Source organism: Marinibacterium profundimaris (genome assembly GCF_002210095.1).
In the GTDB taxonomy this organism is placed as follows: domain Bacteria; phylum Pseudomonadota; class Alphaproteobacteria; order Rhodobacterales; family Rhodobacteraceae; genus Marinibacterium; species Marinibacterium profundimaris.
In genome coordinates this window covers 214464-230509 of the sequence record NZ_AQQR01000003.1, presented here as the reverse complement: position 1 = coordinate 230509, position 16046 = coordinate 214464, and the positions used below count along the sequence as shown (strand labels likewise).

The 16046-nt window shown below is 68.0% G+C and carries 12 protein-coding genes; 7 read left to right on the top strand and 5 right to left on the bottom strand.

Annotated elements, in window-relative coordinates; genetic code table 11:
- The first annotated feature begins 33 nt into the window (after nt 1-33).
- The 3 genes from ATO3_RS09310 to ATO3_RS09300 are packed head-to-tail and all read left to right on the top strand — an operon-like array spanning nt 34 to nt 3768.
- Nucleotides 34-303 (top strand): sarcosine oxidase subunit delta, encoded by a 270-nt coding sequence (locus tag ATO3_RS09310; RefSeq protein WP_088649576.1) that lies wholly within the window; start codon nt 34-36, stop codon nt 301-303.
- Nucleotides 300-3233: a sarcosine oxidase subunit alpha family protein gene (locus ATO3_RS09305; RefSeq protein WP_088649575.1), complete on the top strand. Its 2934-nt coding sequence runs from the start codon at nt 300-302 to the stop codon at nt 3231-3233. The genes ATO3_RS09310 and ATO3_RS09305 overlap by 4 nt, the downstream gene beginning before the upstream one ends.
- Complete coding sequence (locus tag ATO3_RS09300; RefSeq protein ID WP_198963232.1) at nt 3226-3768, top strand: sarcosine oxidase subunit gamma; 543 nt, start codon at nt 3226-3228, stop codon at nt 3766-3768. Before ATO3_RS09305 ends, ATO3_RS09300 begins: the two co-directional genes overlap by 8 nt.
- Before the next feature lie 80 nt (nt 3769-3848).
- Here the strand turns inward: ATO3_RS09300 and ATO3_RS09295 are convergent, their stop codons facing one another.
- Both ATO3_RS09295 and ATO3_RS09290 read right to left on the bottom strand, forming a co-directional pair.
- Nucleotides 3849-5117, bottom strand: coding sequence for an aspartate aminotransferase family protein (locus ATO3_RS09295; RefSeq protein ID WP_088649895.1), 1269 nt, complete (start codon nt 5115-5117; stop codon nt 3849-3851).
- A gap of 26 nt (nt 5118-5143) precedes the next feature.
- Nucleotides 5144-6145 carry a phosphotransferase enzyme family protein gene (locus ATO3_RS09290; protein ID WP_088649574.1) on the bottom strand — a complete coding sequence of 334 codons (1002 nt, stop codon included), beginning with the start codon at nt 6143-6145 and terminating at the stop codon, nt 5144-5146.
- Nucleotides 6146-6339: 194 nt separating this feature from the next.
- On the opposite strand from ATO3_RS09290, the gene fabG reads away from it, so the two are divergent.
- A complete protein-coding gene (fabG, locus tag ATO3_RS09285) occupies nt 6340-7119 on the top strand; it encodes a 3-oxoacyl-ACP reductase FabG (RefSeq protein WP_088649573.1) in 780 nt (259 codons plus the stop codon).
- 254 nt (nt 7120-7373) lie between these two features.
- A complete protein-coding gene (locus ATO3_RS09280; protein ID WP_088649572.1) occupies nt 7374-9323 on the top strand; it encodes a putative bifunctional diguanylate cyclase/phosphodiesterase in 1950 nt (649 codons plus the stop codon).
- Between the two features lie 470 nt (nt 9324-9793).
- Here the strand turns inward: ATO3_RS09280 and ATO3_RS09275 are convergent, their stop codons facing one another.
- From ATO3_RS09275 to tsaA, 3 genes are all read right to left on the bottom strand, one after another.
- Nucleotides 9794-10291: a hypothetical protein gene (locus ATO3_RS09275; protein WP_088649571.1), complete on the bottom strand. Its 498-nt coding sequence runs from the start codon at nt 10289-10291 to the stop codon at nt 9794-9796.
- A gap of 112 nt (nt 10292-10403) precedes the next feature.
- Nucleotides 10404-13646: a chemotaxis protein CheB gene (locus tag ATO3_RS09270; RefSeq protein ID WP_158217928.1), complete on the bottom strand. Its 3243-nt coding sequence runs from the start codon at nt 13644-13646 to the stop codon at nt 10404-10406.
- A 183-nt stretch (nt 13647-13829) separates the two neighbouring features.
- Nucleotides 13830-14306 carry a tRNA (N6-threonylcarbamoyladenosine(37)-N6)-methyltransferase TrmO gene (gene tsaA / locus ATO3_RS09265; protein WP_088649569.1) on the bottom strand — a complete coding sequence of 159 codons (477 nt, stop codon included), beginning with the start codon at nt 14304-14306 and terminating at the stop codon, nt 13830-13832.
- A gap of 238 nt (nt 14307-14544) precedes the next feature.
- Here tsaA and ATO3_RS09260 point away from each other — a divergent pair, with 238 nt between their 5' ends.
- Complete coding sequence (locus tag ATO3_RS09260; RefSeq protein ID WP_088649568.1) at nt 14545-15252, top strand: ABC transporter permease; 708 nt, start codon at nt 14545-14547, stop codon at nt 15250-15252.
- Nucleotides 15245-16027 (top strand): ATP-binding cassette domain-containing protein, encoded by a 783-nt coding sequence (locus ATO3_RS09255; protein ID WP_233152087.1) that lies wholly within the window; start codon nt 15245-15247, stop codon nt 16025-16027. The genes ATO3_RS09260 and ATO3_RS09255 overlap by 8 nt, the downstream gene beginning before the upstream one ends.
- Nucleotides 16028-16046: the final 19 nt, after the last annotated feature.

The window sequence follows — 16046 nt, the reverse complement described above, 5'->3', positions numbered from 1 at the left end:
GGCCCTTGCAGGCCGGTCTCGGGAGGGCGTGACATGCTGATCCCGCATCCTTTGCTGGGCCCGCGCGACGCGCAGGAGTTCACCTACCTGGGCGATGCCCGCCTGATCGACCGGCCCGATGGCATGGCCGAGGGCGCCGGGGCGGCGTTTCACGATTACCTCTACCTGCGCGACAACCCCGCCGGGCCGCATCGCGAGCTTTGGTATCACGAACATGGCGACCGGTCCTGGCTGGTGGTGACACGCGACACCACCACGCACGAGATCCTTGGCGCCGAGCTGGTGAAGGGGCCGGGCCGATGAAACGGATCGACGGTGGGCTGATCGACCGGGGTCAGATCCTGACCTTCACCTTCGACGGGCGCAATTACATCGGCCATGGCGGCGACACGCTGGCCTCGGCCCTGCTGGCCAACGGCGTTCAGCTGATGGGGCGCAGTTTCAAGTACCACCGCCCGCGCGGGGTGCTGACCGCCGGCTCCGAAGAGCCCAACGCGCTGGTCGAACTGCGCTCCGGCGCCCGGCAAGAGCCGAACACGCGGGCCACGGTGGCCGAGCTTTACGACGGGCTGGAGGCGCGGAGCCAGAACCGCTGGCCCTCGCTGGCGGTCGATGCGCTGGCGGTCAACGACCTGGCCGCGCCGCTGCTGACGGCGGGGTTCTACTACAAGACGTTCATGTGGCCGAAAGCGTTCTGGGAAAAGCTGTACGAGCCGATGATCCGCCGCGCCGCTGGGCTTGGCGCGCTGTCGATGGCGCCCGATCCGGACGGCTATGACCGGGGGTTCCTGCATGCCGACCTGCTGGTGATCGGCGGTGGTGCGGCGGGGCTGGCCGCCGCGCTGACGGCGGGGCGCAGCGGCGCCCGGGTGGTTCTGGCGGACGAGGATTTCCGGCTGGGCGGCCGGATGCTGGCCGAGAGCCAGCTGCTGGATGGCCAGCCTGCCAGCGACTGGGTCGCGCAGGCCGAGGCCGATCTGCGGCGGATGGACAATGTCCGGATCCTGCCGCGCACCACGGTCTTCGGGGTCTATGACCATGGGATCCATGGCGCGGTGGAGCGGGTGGGCGATCACCTGGCGGATCCCGGCCCGGTGCGGCAGAGGCTGTGGCGGATCACGGCGAAACGCACGGTGCTGGCGGCGGGCGCGATGGAACGGCCCATAGCCTTTGCCGACAACGACAGGCCGGGCATCATGCTGGCCGGCGCGATGCGCGCCTATCTCAACCGCTGGGCCGTTGCGCCCGAGGGGCGGGTGGCGATCTTCACCTGCTGCGACGACGGGCACCGCACGGCTCTGGACCTGGTGGCGCGGGGCGTGAAGGTTTTCGCGGTGATCGACAGCCGGGCGGAGGCGCCACGCTTCGGCGATTACAACGTGATGCGCGGCGCCGTGGTGACCGGCACGCAGGGGCGGCGGGCGCTCAGGACGATCGAGGTCACGCAGTCCGATGGCACGTCGACCTGGCTGGAATGTTCGGCGCTTGGGGTCGCGGGCGGCTGGAACCCGACGCTGCACCTGACCGGGCATCACCGGTCGCGGCCCGTTTGGGACGCGACGATCGCGGCCTTCGTGCCGGGGCAGGGTGGCCCTGCGGGCCTTGCCGCCGCTGGCGCGGCGGCCGGGCGCGGCGGCTGCGCCGCCGCGATGGCCGATGGCGCGCGGGTGGCCGGAGAGGCCCTCGCGGCGCTCGGGATGTCCGTGACCGGCGCGGATCTGCCCGCGACCGAGGATCCGCCGCAGGCCATCGCGCCGCTCTGGCATGTGCCGGGCAAGCGCCGCGCCTGGGTCGATCAGCAGAACGACGTGACGGTCAAGGATATCCGGCTGGCGCATCAGGAGAACATGGTCTCGGTCGAGCATCTCAAACGCTGGACCACGCTGGGCATGGCGACCGATCAGGGCAAGACGGCCAATGTTACGGCGCTGGCGGTGATGGCCGAGCTGACTGGCAAGTCGATCCCCGAGACCGGCACCACGACCTATCGCCCGCCCTTCACGCCTGTGTCGATGGGTGTGCTGGGCAGCGGCGATACCGGGCCCGGGTTCCGCCCGCGCCGCCTGCCGCCGACCCACCGCTGGGCCGAACGCGAGGGCGCCGTCTTTGTCGAGGTTGGCCCCTGGATGCGCGCGCAATACTTCCCGCGGGCCGGAGAGACCCACTGGCGTCAGAGCGTGGACCGCGAGGCGCTGGCCGTGCGCCGCGACGTGGGCCTGTGCGACGTCACCACGCTGGGCAAGATCGACGTGCAGGGCGCCGATGCCGGGGCGTTCCTCGACCGTATCTATTCCAACGCCATGGCCAGCCTGAAGGTCGGCCGCGTCCGCTATGGGCTGATGCTGCGCGAGGACGGCATCCTGTACGACGATGGCACCTGCGCGCGGCTGGCCGAGGATCATTACGTGGTCACCACCACCACCGCGAATGCCGGCCCGGTCTTCCGCAACATGGAATTCGCGCGGCAGGCCTTGTTTCCCGACATGGATGTGCAGCTGGTCTCGACCACCGATGCCTGGGCGCAGATCGCCGTGGCGGGGCCGAAATCGCGCGCGCTGCTGGAACGGATCGTGGACGGGTTCGACCTGTCCAGCGACGCCTTTCCCTTCATGGCCTGCGCGCCGCTGACCGTGGCCGGCGGCCTGCGCGCGCGGCTTTTCCGGATCTCGTTCTCGGGGGAGCTGGCCTATGAACTGGCGGTGCCCGCGCGCTATGGCGGCGCGGTGATGGCCCGGTTGATGGAACTGGGCGCGGATCTGGGCGTGACGCCCTACGGGACCGAGGCGCTGGCCGTGCTGCGGATCGAGAAGGGCCATGCCGCGGGCGCCGAGCTGAACGGGCAGACCACCGCCGCGATGCTGGGGCTGGGGCGGATGGTGTCGGTCAAGAAGGATGCCATCGGCGCGGTGATGTCGCGCCGTCCGGGGATGGCGGGGGACACCCGGCGGCTGGTCGGGCTGAGGCCCGTGGATGCCGAAGAGCGGGTCGTGTCCGGCGCCCATCTCTTCACCGAAGGCGCGGTGCGCAGCATGGACACGGACGAAGGCTGGATCACCTCGGCCTGCTATTCCCCGCATCTGCAGACCATGATCGGGCTGGGGTTCCTGAAAGACGGGGCGGATCGCATGGACGAGGTGATCGTTGCCGCCAACCCGCTGGAAGGCTCGGAGGTGCGGCTGAAGGTCGTCTCCGCCCATTTCGTGGACCCCGAGGGAGACCGGCCGCGTGACTGATCTGATCCCCGAACCGGCGCTTGGCGCCGATGCCCCGATGCGCCGCGAGATCGGGGCGGTGACCCTGACGGAGCGGACGGATGTCGGGCTGGCCTCGCTTGCGCTGCGGGCGGCGGCGTCCGAACCCGCGCCGTTCGGGCTGATCCTGCCGGGGCCGGGGGACAGTGTGGTCCTGCAGGACAAGGGCGCCTTCTGGACCGGGCCGGGGCAATGGATGATCGAGGGGTCCGAAAACGGAGATTTCGCCGCGACGGTGGCCGCAGAGGCGCCGGGTTGTTCGGTGACCGAGCAGACGGATGGTTGGGTCGTGCTGGATCTGGTCGCTCCGGCGGAGGCGCTTGGGACGCTGCTCGAACGGCTGGTGAACCTGCCGCCCGAGGCACTGACCCCGGGCAAGGCCACACGGACCCTGATGCATCACATGAGTGTCGTCCTGATCCGGCGGTCGGATAGCCGGCTGACCGTGATGGGGATGCGCTCGCTGGCCGGGTCGCTCTGGCATGCGCTGGAGGACACGGCAGCGCGCTTGGCGTAGGGTGCCCGCCTGGGGCGTGTCCCGGGCATCCTCGCCCCCGTTCACACCCGCACCGGTTCAGGCGGACCTGCCCAAATGGATCACCCGGCCACAACCCTCTCGAATGCGCCCAGGAAATGATCCACCTCCTCCGCGCTCAGGCACAGGGGCGGGCGGATCTTCAGCGTCGCGCCATGTTTGCCGGCCGCGCCGATCAGCACGCCTTCGTCCCTCAGCCCGTTGATGATCCCGCTTGTCCGGTCCGGATCCGGCCGCCCGCTTTCGGCCTTGCGGATATCCACGCCCAGGAACAGCCCGGCGCCGCGGATCTCGCCCAGGCACCCTGTCTCCTTCGCCAGCCGGCCCAGCCCGGATTTCAGCCGCCCTCCGGCCCAGGCCGCGTTCTCCTCAAGCCCCTCGTCGGCGATCACCCGCAGCACCGCCAGCCCCGCCGCCGCCGCCACCGGGTTGCCCCCGAAGGTGTTGAAATAGCCCACGTCCCGGCAGAACATCGCCAGATGTTCCGGCCGCGCGGCCAGGCCCGCCATGGGGAAACCGTTGCCCATCGGCTTGCCCATCGTCACCATGTCCGGCACCACGCCGTGGCGCGCGAAGCCCCAGAAGGCCGATCCGGTGCGCGCGAACCCCGGCTGCACCTCGTCCGCGATGAACAGCCCCCCGGCCAGCCGCACGGCCTCCACGCCCGCGTCCAGGAAGCCCTGCGGATCGGCATAGACCCCGTCCGAGGAAAAGATGCTGTCCGCCAGAAGCGCCGCCACGCGATGGCCCCGCGCCTGCAGCGCCGCCATGGCCCGGGCCACGCTTTCTCCGAAATTGCGCGCGGTCTTCGGGGTCGGCGCCGGGATGCATTCCACCCAGTCGGGCTTGCCCCCGCGTTTCCAGGCCGACGGCGAAACCTGCGTCGTCAGCTCTGTGTTGCCGTGATAGGCCGTCTCGGTCACGATCACGCCGCGGGCGCGCGTGGCGGCCCGGGCCACGCGGAGCGCCAGGTCATTGGCCTCGGACCCCGAACAGGTCAGCACCACGTTTTCCAGGCTCTCGGGCAGCTTCGCCTTCAGCGCGTCGATATAGGTGTCGACCACTTCGACCACGTAGCGCGTGTTGGTGTTCAGACGCCCGATCTGGTCGCAGACAGCGGCGACCACCTGCGGGTGCGAATGCCCGACCGAGGGCACGTTGTTGTAGCAATCCAGGTAGCGCCGCCCGTCCTTCGCCTCCATCCAGGCGCCCCGGGCCGCGACCATCTCGATCGGTTCGCGGTAGAACAGGACCGAGGCCGCGCCCAGGTTGCGCAGCCGCCGCGCCACCGCCGGATCCGCCTGGGTCACGCCTGGGCGAAAGGCGTTCATGTCAAGGATCTGGCGCGTCTCCTCGCTCACGCCGGGGCCTCCGCCAGGTAGCCCTCGGCAAGGTCCAGCGTGCCCTGGGTGAACCTTTCGTGCCCGGCCCAGGCGGCGGTCTCGGTCTCGGCGTGGCTGGCGATCCAGGCGGTCAGCAGCAAGCGGCGGAACAGGATGAAGGTCGGCAGCATCGCCTCGTGCTCGGCCCCGAAGGGCGCGACGGACCGGTAGCCCTTCAGCCAGGCCGCCTGCAGGTCGGGGATGTAGGGCTCTGTTTCCAGGAAGGAAATCGCCGCGGCGAAGTCATAGGCGAACCAAGAGAACCCGCAATCGTCGAAATCGATCACCCCCAGCCGGTCGCCATCGGCCAGCAGGTTGGCCAGCCGCAGATCGGCATGGACCAGCCCGAACCGGTCGGGCCCCGCGCCATAGGCCGCGAGATTGGTGCGCAAGCGCCCGGCAAGCCGCTCCAGCAGCGCTTTGCCTTCCGCATCCAGCCCCAGCGCCGCGCGCCAGTCGCCCCAGAGCGGGTCGGGGCCAAAGGCCGTCTCCCAGTTCCAGGTCTTGCGCACGAACCCTTGGGGCGGCGTCCAGCCCCGCACCTGCCCGTGCAGCCGCGCCGAAATCGCGCCCAGCATCTCGAACCCCGGCACCAGCCGCGCATCCGCATCCGGTTCCGCCCCGGACATGAAGCGAAAGCCGACCACGTGCCGGGTCTGTTCGCCATCCTCGAAGGCCGCCACGTGACCGCCATCGCGGATCCGCAGCGGCTCCGGCGTCTCCACCGTGCCTGCCGCGCGCAACGCCTCGATCCAGGCCAGCTCGCTCTCGATCTCCGCCCGCGTGTGGTAGGCCGGCCGGTGCACCCGCAGCACCACGGGCTCGGCCGCGGCCGGGTCGCGCGCCAGGAAGGTGGCGTTCTCCGACAGGGTCAGCAGCTCCACCTCGGTCCCGGGCCCCAGCCCCCATTCCGCCGTCAGCCCCAGCGCGCCCCGGCGCAGCGTTTCGACAAAGGCGTCATCGTATAATCCGGTCATCTCCCTGCCTTATTCTTCGGCGGTCCCATCCCTCGCTAGGCCCTGCATGGCCTTCGCACAAGCCCGGCCCTTGCCGCGGCCGCCGTGCTCCGGGTTCAGTTGGTCGGGCCTGCTGCAAAAGCAGCCGAAAGGCGCACGCAAATCAACACTCAGGACCGGCGCCTCGCGGCGTCTCACTACGGGAGAAGACATTCATGCTGACATCGATCGCAGGCAAGTCGGTGATCGTGACCGGCGGGTCCAAGGGCATCGGCCGGGGCATCGCAAAGGTCTTCGCGGCGCAGGGCGCCAGGGTCATGATCGCCGCGCGCGGGGCCGAATCCGGCGCCGCGGCGGTGGCCGAGATCGAAAGCGCGGGCGGCACCGCCGCCTTCTGCGCCACGGATGTGGCCGACTGGGCCAGCGTGCAATCGATGGTCGAGACGACGATGGCCACCTTCGGAGGCGTCGACATCCTGTGTGCCAATGCCGGGATCTTTCCGCAGATCAAGCTGATCGACATGGCGCCCGAGGATTGGGACACGGTGATGAACGTGAACCTCAAGAGCACCTTCCTCTGCGTGAAGGCCTGCATCCCCGCCTTCGAGGCCGCCGGAAAGGGCCGTGTCGTCGTCACCTCCTCGATCACCGGCCCGGTCACCGGCTTTCCCGGCTGGGCCCATTACGGCGCCTCGAAATCCGGCCAGCTGGGCTTTCTCAAGACCGCCGCGATGGAGCTGGCCCGGTACAACACCACGATCAACGCCGTGATGCCGGGCAACATCTTCACCGAAGGTCTGCAGGACCTGGGGCAGGAGTACCTCGATACTATGGCCACCTCGATCCCGCTCAAGCGTCTTGGCGCGGTCGAGGATATCGGCAATGCCGCGCTGTTCTTCGCCTCGGACGAGGCGGGCTATATCACCGGCCAGCAGATCGTCGTCGACGGCGGCCAGATCCTGCCCGAAAGCCTGGAGGCCATCGACGAGATCTGATCCCGGGCAGGGGCGCGCGCCCCGGGGCTTGCGTGGCGGCGGTTGCCTGGGCCGCGGCCCCGGTCACCGCAGGGGCCCCGCGCTGCAAACTGCTGCGATTACCTGAATATCCCGTGGTTATTTAAGATTTTGTTAACCACTTTGGGTGCCAGATACGGCCCGAGTTCAACGGGTAGGATAGGCGCCCGCATGTCGGTTCAACGGAAGATCCGCGCGGGCCGGCGCGGTGGCGGGGTCGGTGAAGGAGCGTGGCAATGCCGCACCGCAAGGTGATCGCCAGGGTGGCCCTGGTGCTCTACTCCCTTCTGGTCCTGTTCTTCACGCTCTACATCCTGAGTGCCGGTGCCAGGCCACCACCCGGTGCTCTGCCCGCCGGCGCGCTGCCGCCTGTCTCGCTCTCCGATATGCTGCTGTCGCCGCTCGCCGGCCTTCTCGTGCTTGGCGCGCTGCTGCTGATCGTTCTCTACCTGCAGCCCGACCGCAGCCTGGCGCCGGCCCCCTCCGCCGCCCTGTCCGAGGTCGAGGCCTTCTTTCAGCAGCGTCCCGAGGTCACCGTGATCCTCGACCGCGACGGGCGCATTTCGCGGACCAACGACGCCTTTCGCAAGATGGTGGGGCTCAGCGAACGCCAGCTGCAGGGGCGCCGGTTCCGTGAACTCAGGGCGCTGGACGGCGTCACCGATTACGGTTTCTGGGAAGACGCGCGCCAGGCCGCCGACAGCGGCAAGACCTGGAGCGAACAGACCTGGGGCCAGCGCGAGGACGGCAGCCTGTTTCCCGAGCAGATCGTTGTCCGCGCCCTGCGCGACGGCTCCGGCGCGGTGACCGGGTACACCTTTGCCGCCTTCGACGTGTCCGAGGTCGTCATGACCAAGAAGGAGCTTGAACGCTCCGCCCTTCAGGATCCGCTGACCGGCCTGTTCAACCGCCGCTACCTCGAGGCGGAGTCGGAACAGGCCATCGAACGCTGCCGCGAGGCCGGCCACCGGCTGGGCCTGCTGCTGCTCGATCTCGACGATTTCAAAAGCCTCAACGACCGCTGCGGCCATCTCTTCGGGGACGAGGTGCTGGTCCATGTGGCCGAAACCCTGCGTGGCATCGTGCCGCTCGGCGACATCATCGCGCGGCTGGGTGGTGACGAATTCGTCGTGGTGGCCGAGGACGTGTCCGGCGCCGATGCCGTGCGCGACCTGGCCGAGGAGATTCGCGCCGCCCTGTCGCTGCCCTTTGCCATCCAGGACGAAACCCTGCGCCTCAGTGTCAGCGTCGGTGCCAGCCTCTTTCCCGATGACGGCGACCGGTTCGATGCGCTGCTGGGCCGGGCCGACATGGCGATGTACCAGTCCAAGCAGCTGGGCCGGAACCGCGTTTCGCTCTTTGCCGCGGCCCGCGCCGCGCTGGCCCGTCCCACCCCGGCCGAGGCCCATGCCGCCGACCTGGGCGAGGCGGTGGAGGACGATTGCTTCGTGCCTTATTTTCAGCCCCTCGTGGATCTCGACACGCGCGAGGTCATCGGGGCCGAGGCGCTGTGCCGCTGGCAGCATCCGCGCCACGGGCTGCTGCCGCCGGCGGCCTTCATCTCGACCGCCGAGGGCAACGGGCTGATCCGTGACATCGACCGGGCGATCATCCGTAAGGTCTGCGCCCAGATGGCCGAGTGGCGCGAACGCAGCCGCGGGTCGCTGCCGATCTCGCTCAATGTCTCGGCCGCGACGATGACCGAGCCGGGCTTCGTGCGCTTCCTCAGCGATTGCTGCCAGGAATTCAACGTGGCCCCGCAGGAACTGGTCGTGGAGCTGACCGAGAGCATGTTGCTTCTGGCCGACGACCCGGGGCGGCGCAGCCTGAAGCGGATTCGCGAGCTGGGGGTCGAGGTGGCGCTGGACGATTTCGGAACCGGCTTCTCGACGCTCTCGCTGCTGAAGGACCTGCCGGTGACGCGGCTGAAGATCGACCGCAGCTTCGTCGTGCATATCGACAACAACCGCCGCGACCGCGAGATCGTGTCGTCCATCGTGTCGCTGGGCCATGCGCTTGGCGCCGACGTGGTGGTCGAGGGGGTCGAGACCGAAAGCCAGGCGGAGGCGATCGCGGGGATCGGCGACATGATCGGGCAGGGCTACCTTTTCGGCAAGCCGATGCCGGCCGCGGAACTCGCCGCCTGCGCCACCTGGAACTGCGACTACGTGGCCACGCGCGCCTGAGGCGCCGAGGGTCCCCGGGAACCGCGACGCGCACAGCGCGGGACAGCCGGATCCTTCCCGTTTCGGGCCCGAAGCGTGGCCTTGGGCGATCCACCCCGGCGCGGGATCACCGGGATCGAAAGAGCGCAGCCCTGCGCGCCGCCCGGTTCAGGGCGTTTCACAAATGATTGCAGGATGTTGAGTGGCTCGCCTTTCGGTGGCATCCACGCCCGCCGGCAGCCTGAACCAGCCCGAAAAGGACATTCCAGGGCCGGCACCTGACCCTACAAATGCATAGACCCTGCCGGCCGCCGCCGCAGGGGTATATCGGAACCAGGGAAGAAGGGATGTGATGGCCGGAAATGCGCCAACCCGGGGACAGCGCGTGGCCTGCAGGGACGTCGGGATCACGCCGCGCGGCGCGGGGCCGGCCTGTCGGTAGGTGCTCTGGCAGGAGATGCGCGGAGCGAGAGAGACAGGGTGGGTGCGCTTCAGATCCGGCTCGGAACGCGATCCGGTTCGGCGATCTTGTCCTGCGCAGGCTCTGCCTGGGCCTGCACGGTCAGCGCCTCGTGCTGCTCCGGCTCCTCCAGCGCTTGGGCCACGGGATCGGGGCGATAGCCGGGCGCCAGGATCGAGGTCAGGGCGCCAAGCGCGCTGGCAAAGCGGACCACGATGGTCTGGTAGCCATCCATCACCCGCGTCGCGATCACCCGGATGCCCTTCAGCACCACGTGGTCGAGCTGAAAGCTGACCGAGGAATCGGCCAGCACCGTGGGATCGGGACGGCGCGGCAGGTAGTCGCGCAGGCGGTCCACGAAAGTGGCGCAAAAAGCCTGTTCCAGCGGCGAAGCCGACCGGAACCTGATCTGGTGAAGGACATTCCCGAAGGAGAGGTCCATCCGGGCAACGAACCATTGCCCGGTGCCGAGGTCGCGAAACAACGATATCGCAATGGCGCTGTCGTCTGTCTGAAAAGAAGTCGGCATCTGCCCGTGGCCCAATCTTCTGTTAGCTACGTCTATTGTTACTCACGGTTGTGCCGCCACAACCTTGAGATTTCATTAACGGGAAAGAGCGATTGGGGCGGAAATTAGGTCCTCACTCCGCCGTGTCGGGGATCGCCTTGGGGGCCGGATCCAGCAGCTTGATCGACCCGTAAAGATGCGTGGCCTCTCCCGCCGCGTCCAGCGCGACCTTGCCGCGCCCGCGGCAGGGCAGGCGGGTGCCGTCGCAGATCTCCAGCTCTTCCTCGAAGGAAAAGGCGGTCTTGTCGCTGATCGCCTCCTGCAGAACCTTCTGCACCCGCTCGCGAGCGGGTTCGGCAAAGCGGTCCAGCAGGGCCTCCATCGATCCGGGCGTGTCGTCCGGACAGCCAAGCACGGCGTAAAGGGTCGGACTCCAGGTGGAGACGTCGCACTCTATGTCGTGGCAGAACGAGCCGACATGCGCCTCGGCGTTGATCTCCTCGTGATGCTGGGCCAACAGTTCGTCGTAGAAGGCGCGCGAGCGATCGCGCATGACGCCGATCACCGTTGCGACCTCGTTGGACTGGTTGGTGATCGTGTAGCCCGCCGCCTCGACCACGGCGGTGGCGCCGTCGCCGCGGATCAGCCGGGCCCGGAACTGGAAACTATGCCCTTCTTCCAAGGCCTTGTCGATCTGAGAGCGTACGTTGTCGCGGTCCTCGGGGTGGTAGAAGGACAGGGTGTTTTCCAGCGGCCGGCGGGTGCCGTCGTAGTCGACGCCATGGATCCGCGCGGTCTCCTGCGACCAAAGCGTCGTTCGGGTGGACGGGTCGAACTGCCAGGTGCCGACGGTGCCGAAATGGCTGAGGACGCGCAGCACCGGGCGCACGATCGCCTCGTCGGTGACCGCCAGGACGATCAGCCCGATCAGCTGGTCGTCCCCCGAGATCAGCGGCGCCACCGACAGCGTCATCGACCCGTGGTCGGATTCGAAGTTGAACCGCCGCGGCTTGCGGTCGATCAGCGCCTGCGAACAGATCTCGATCAGCGGCGGATAGCCCGCCGGCAGGTTGATCTGGCTGAGGTGGCCGTAGGAATGGCCGCGGTCGCGGATGTCGAAGTCTTCCAGCGCCTGCGCCGAGGCATGGCGGATCAGCAGACCCTGGTCCAGCATCAGCGCCTTGGCGGGCAGCGAATGGATCAGCCCGCGCAGCTCGGCCGAGATCCGTTCGAGCTGAGACGTGTTGACGAGCAATTCTTCGTTAACCGTTATCAACTCCTCGTTGGTCGACTGCAGCTCCTCGTTCGTGGTCTCCAGCTCCTCGTTGGTGGACTGCAGTTCCTCGTTTGCCGATTGCAATTCCTCGTTGACCGATTGCAGCTCCTCGTTCGAGGTCTGCAGCTGCTCGATCGTGACCTGCAACGTCTCGCGGCTCCGCGCCAGTTCGGTTTCCAGGTGGGTGACGTAATCGCTGCTCTCGCCGCGGTCGGGGTCGGCCTCGGGGCGCATCTCGGTCAGGAAGCCGATCAGCACCAGGTCCTCCTCGCGATCATCCAGCGCGGGGAGGGGGTAGGCCACCATGCGGACCATGTCGAAATCCCGCCCCGACACGTTGTGCCACTGGCCATAGCGCATCTCGCGCTGTTTCAGCGTCACCAGCGTCATGCTCGCCGCCTCGAAGGCCAGCGGCTTGTGCAGCACGGTCAGCGTCATGCCCCCGGCGATCGGGCGCGTCATCTCGGTGAACGGGGCGATGTCGCCGTAGATCTTCAGAACCGACCGGTCTCGGTTTGTCACCAGCCCGTTCTTGACTACCGCCCGGGCCAGAACGTCGAAGCGCGCCCAGCTTTCGGCGGTGTGATCCCCCGACACCGGCAGGTCGTGATGGCGCGCGGTCTCCTGCGTGGGCGACACGAGGCTCTTCGAGACCTTGGGCGCCAGGCGGTTGTTGCGCTTGCGGAAAACCTTGGCCGTCGGCTCGATCTGGACAAAGATGTCCTCCTGCACGCCGGTCGTCTCGGAGGTGCCCAGCAGCAGCAGGCCATCGCTTTTCAGCGCGTATTGGATCCGGGTCAGCACCCGCTCCTGCAGCCGGGCCGAAAAATAGATCAGCACGTTGCGGATCGACACCAGGTCAACCGAGATGAAGGGCGCGTCCTGGAACACGTTGTGCCGCGAGAACATGACGAAGTTCTTCAGCTTCGGCTTCACCTGCAGGGTCTCCTGACCGAACTCGAAGTAGCGGTTCAGGAATTCCTTCGGTATGTCGCTGGCGGCGGCGGCCGGGTAGGCGCCCTTGCGCGCCACGGCCAGGGCCTGCTGGTCGATGTCGGTGGCAAAGATCTGCAGCGCGTCGCCCTCGATCTCGTCCAAACCGCCCATCGCCTCGACCACGAGGATCGCGATCGTATAGGCCTCCTCGCCGGTGGCGCAGCCGGGGATCCAGATGCGGATCGGCTCCTTGTTTTCGGTCTGCGCGATCCGCTCGCCAAGGTACTTGCCCAGCGCCCTGAACTGCTCGGGATCGCGGAAGAAGGACGTGACCGAGATCAGCAGGTCGCGATACAGCGCGTCGACCTCCTCGACCGACCGGCGGCACAGTTCCACGTAGCTCTCGAAATCTTCGATTCCCTTGGCGATCATGCGGCGGTGGACCCGGCGGTTGATCGTGCTTTCCTTGTACTGGCGGAAGTCGACCATCGTGTGGGCCAGCAGGATCTGATAAAGATCCGTGTTCCGCGACCGGTCCTCCTGGATCAGCTTCAGCGTCGACAGGTTGCGCGGGCGCTCCAGGATCAGTGCCAGGTGCTGGCCGATCTGCTGGGGCGGCAGGGTCAGGTCGATGCAGCCGGTGCGAATCGCGGAAACGGGCATGCTGTCGTATTTCGACGATCCCGGCTCCTGCGCGATGGTGATGCCGCTGGCCTCGCGAATCGCCTGCACGCCATAGGTGCCGTCGGACCCGGTGCCCGACAGCACGACGCCGATCGTATGCTCGCCCTTTTCCTGGGCCAGCGACTTGAACAGCCGGTCGGCCGAAGGTTTGGGCGCCGCCGAATGCCCCATCGGCTTGCGCAGGACAAAGGCGCCGCCCTCGAAGACCACGTCATGGCCCGGCGGCGGGATGTAGATCGTGTTGGGCTGGGGAACCGTGCGTTCCTGGATCTCCTCCACCGCCAGCGTCGTCTCGCGCGAAAGCAGCTGCACCAGCATGCTTTTGTGCGTGGGCGACATGTGCTGCGCGATCACATAGGCGCAATCCTGGGATGTGGGCAGGTTCTGGGCCAGCAGCGACGTGGCCTCCAGACCGCCGGCGGAGGCCGCGATCGCCACGATGTCTTTCGGTGCGTCAAGCTGTTCGCTGTCCGGTGCCACGCTCGATCCTCTCCACACGCTTAAGGATGTGTTATTCGATCCTGAGTTGTTGTCAACTTAGCATAATCTTCTCAGGGCTGTAGCGTAAAATACGGTCAGCGGCAGCCAAGCTCCGTCTCAGACGGATTATTATCCGGCGCCGGGCCGGTCCGGCCGCTTGTGGCGATCCGTTTATCGTATAAATCAGGGTTTTGGCGGGGCCTTGGGCGAAAAGGCGCAGCGGTCCGGCTTTATGTCGATCAGCGGGGTTCCGTCGAGGCAATCGAGGCTGCGCACCACAAGCACGTTGCCCTCGACCCGCAGCAGGTCCACCAGACAGGTCCCGATCGGATTCGGCCGCACCGGAGAGCGCAGGGCGAAGGTGCCGTAGGTCCGGTCCGTGTGGCCGGGATTCTGCACCACAAGATCGCGTCGCGACTTGTCGAGCCAGTAGAGCACCTCGATCCGGGCGAAATCTTCGATCCCCTCCAGCGCCCGGTCCCAGGGTGGAAAGATCTCGATCCGGCATTCGGGGCCGTCGGGCTTGCCCTGGCGGGGGCACTGGCTGCGCTCGGTAAAGGGGGTGTGGATCCGTCCGATGAAATGCAGGGTGGCATCGCCGGGCTCCGGCGCGGTCACGGCAACCTCCAGCGGGCGGATATCGGTGTCTTGTGCGGTCATGGGCGGCCCCCTTGGTTCAGGCACGGCCAGACTGCCGCCCGCGCAGAGCGCTGGCAAGCGGCGCGGGTGTCGCGGGGCAGAGGGTGCCTGTCCAATCCCCGCCGAACCCGGTCTTCGGCCCTGCACCGGCCCCGCCGGCGCGGCTTGACGAGGCGTCGAAAGATTGCCAAGAGCGCAGGGTGGATTTACTGTCCTTTTTGTGCAAAGTTTCCCCGGAGCGAGGGGAGAGAGGAAGATAATGCAGTCCGAACACGGCATACTTGCCGCTGCTCTGGGCCTGATCCTGAGCGGTGACGCCGATCTGATCGAGATCGTCGTGCTGTCGCTGCGGGTCACGCTCAGCGCCGTGCTGCTGTCCTGTGTCATCGGCCTGCCGCTGGGGGCCGCCGTCGGCGCCTGGCGGTTTCCGGGCCGCGGACTGATCGCCGTGGTGCTGAACGCGCTGATGGGCCTGCCGCCGGTGGTGGTGGGGCTGGCCGTCTACCTCATGCTCTCCGCCGCGGGCCCCTTCGGTCCGCTCCGGCTGCTGTACACGCCGTCCGCGATGATCATCGCGCAGACCATCCTCGTCACCCCCATCGTCGCCGCCCTGACCCGGCAGGCGGTCGAGGACATGGACCGCGAATATAGCGAACAATTCGCCTCTCTCGGTGTCGGGCCGATGCGCCGTCTCTCGGCGCTGCTGTGGGATGCGCGGATCGGCCTGCTCACCGTGGCGCTGGCGGGCTTCGGCCGCGCGGTGGCCGAGGTCGGCGCGGTGATGATCGTCGGCGGCAACATCAACCACGTGACCCGGGTGATGACCACGACCATCGCGCTCGAGACCTCGAAGGGCAACCTGCAGCTTGCGCTGGCGCTTGGTGTCGTGCTGCTGATGCTGGCGCTGATCGTCAATGCCGGGGTGATGGCCGTGCGCGGCGTCTCGGCGAGGGCGGCCCATGCGTGACATGCCCACAGAATTGTCTCCCGTTCCCTGGGCACATACGCCCGCCGCCGCGCCCGTGCTCGAGACGCGCGGCCTCGGTTTCGTCGCCGGAGGCCGGTCGCTGATCCGGGGCATCGACCTTGGCATTCGTCCTGGCCGGCGCACGGTGATCATGGGCGCCAACGGTGCGGGCAAAAGCCTTCTGCTGCGCCTGATGCACGGGCTGATCCGCCCCACCAAGGGCGAGGTCCTCTGGCGCGGCGCCCCTCTGGACCGCACCGCGCGTGACGCGCAGGCCATGGTCTTCCAGCGCCCCGTCATGCTGCGCCGCTCGGTGCGCGCCAACCTGCGGTTTGCCCTGTCGGTCCGCGGCTTCGCGGGCGCCGAACGGGCCGAACGCGAGATGCAGGCGCTGGAACAGGCCCGGTTGCAGGACCTTGCCCATCGCCCCGCCCGCGTCCTGTCGGGCGGCGAACAGCAGCGCCTGGCACTTGCCCGCGCGCTGGCCACCGCGCCCGAGATCCTGTTCCTCGACGAGCCGACCGCCAGCCTCGATCCCGCCTCCACCAAGGCGGTCGAGGACCTTGTCGCCCGGGCCCATGCCTCGGGCGTGACGGTGGTGATGGTCACCCACGATCTCGGCCAGGCCCGCCGGCTCGCCGACGACGTGATCTTCCTGCACGAGGGCACCATCGCCGAAGCCGGGCCGGCCTCGGTCCTGCTGACCGCGCCGCGCTCCGGCCCGGCCCGCGCCTGGATCGACGGGCGGCTCTATCTCGACGACCGCAAATCCTGATCCCATCCCCAATGACGGA

Coding starts and splice junctions, on each gene's coding strand:
- tsaA (WP_088649569.1), bottom strand. CDS start 14,306: ATGACCGCACAAGACACCGATATCCGCCCGCTGGAGGTTGCCGTGACC.
- ATO3_RS09295 (WP_088649895.1), bottom strand. CDS start 5,117: ATGAACGCCTTTCGCCCAGGCGTGACCCAGGCGGATCCGGCGGTGGCG.
- fabG (WP_088649573.1), top strand. CDS start 6,340: ATGCTGACATCGATCGCAGGCAAGTCGGTGATCGTGACCGGCGGGTCC.
- ATO3_RS09305 (WP_088649575.1), top strand. CDS start 300: ATGAAACGGATCGACGGTGGGCTGATCGACCGGGGTCAGATCCTGACC.
- ATO3_RS09255 (WP_233152087.1), top strand. CDS start 15,245: ATGCGTGACATGCCCACAGAATTGTCTCCCGTTCCCTGGGCACATACG.
- ATO3_RS09290 (WP_088649574.1), bottom strand. CDS start 6,145: ATGACCGGATTATACGATGACGCCTTTGTCGAAACGCTGCGCCGGGGC.
- ATO3_RS09310 (WP_088649576.1), top strand. CDS start 34: ATGCTGATCCCGCATCCTTTGCTGGGCCCGCGCGACGCGCAGGAGTTC.
- ATO3_RS09280 (WP_088649572.1), top strand. CDS start 7,374: ATGCCGCACCGCAAGGTGATCGCCAGGGTGGCCCTGGTGCTCTACTCC.
- ATO3_RS09275 (WP_088649571.1), bottom strand. CDS start 10,291: ATGCCGACTTCTTTTCAGACAGACGACAGCGCCATTGCGATATCGTTG.
- ATO3_RS09260 (WP_088649568.1), top strand. CDS start 14,545: ATGCAGTCCGAACACGGCATACTTGCCGCTGCTCTGGGCCTGATCCTG.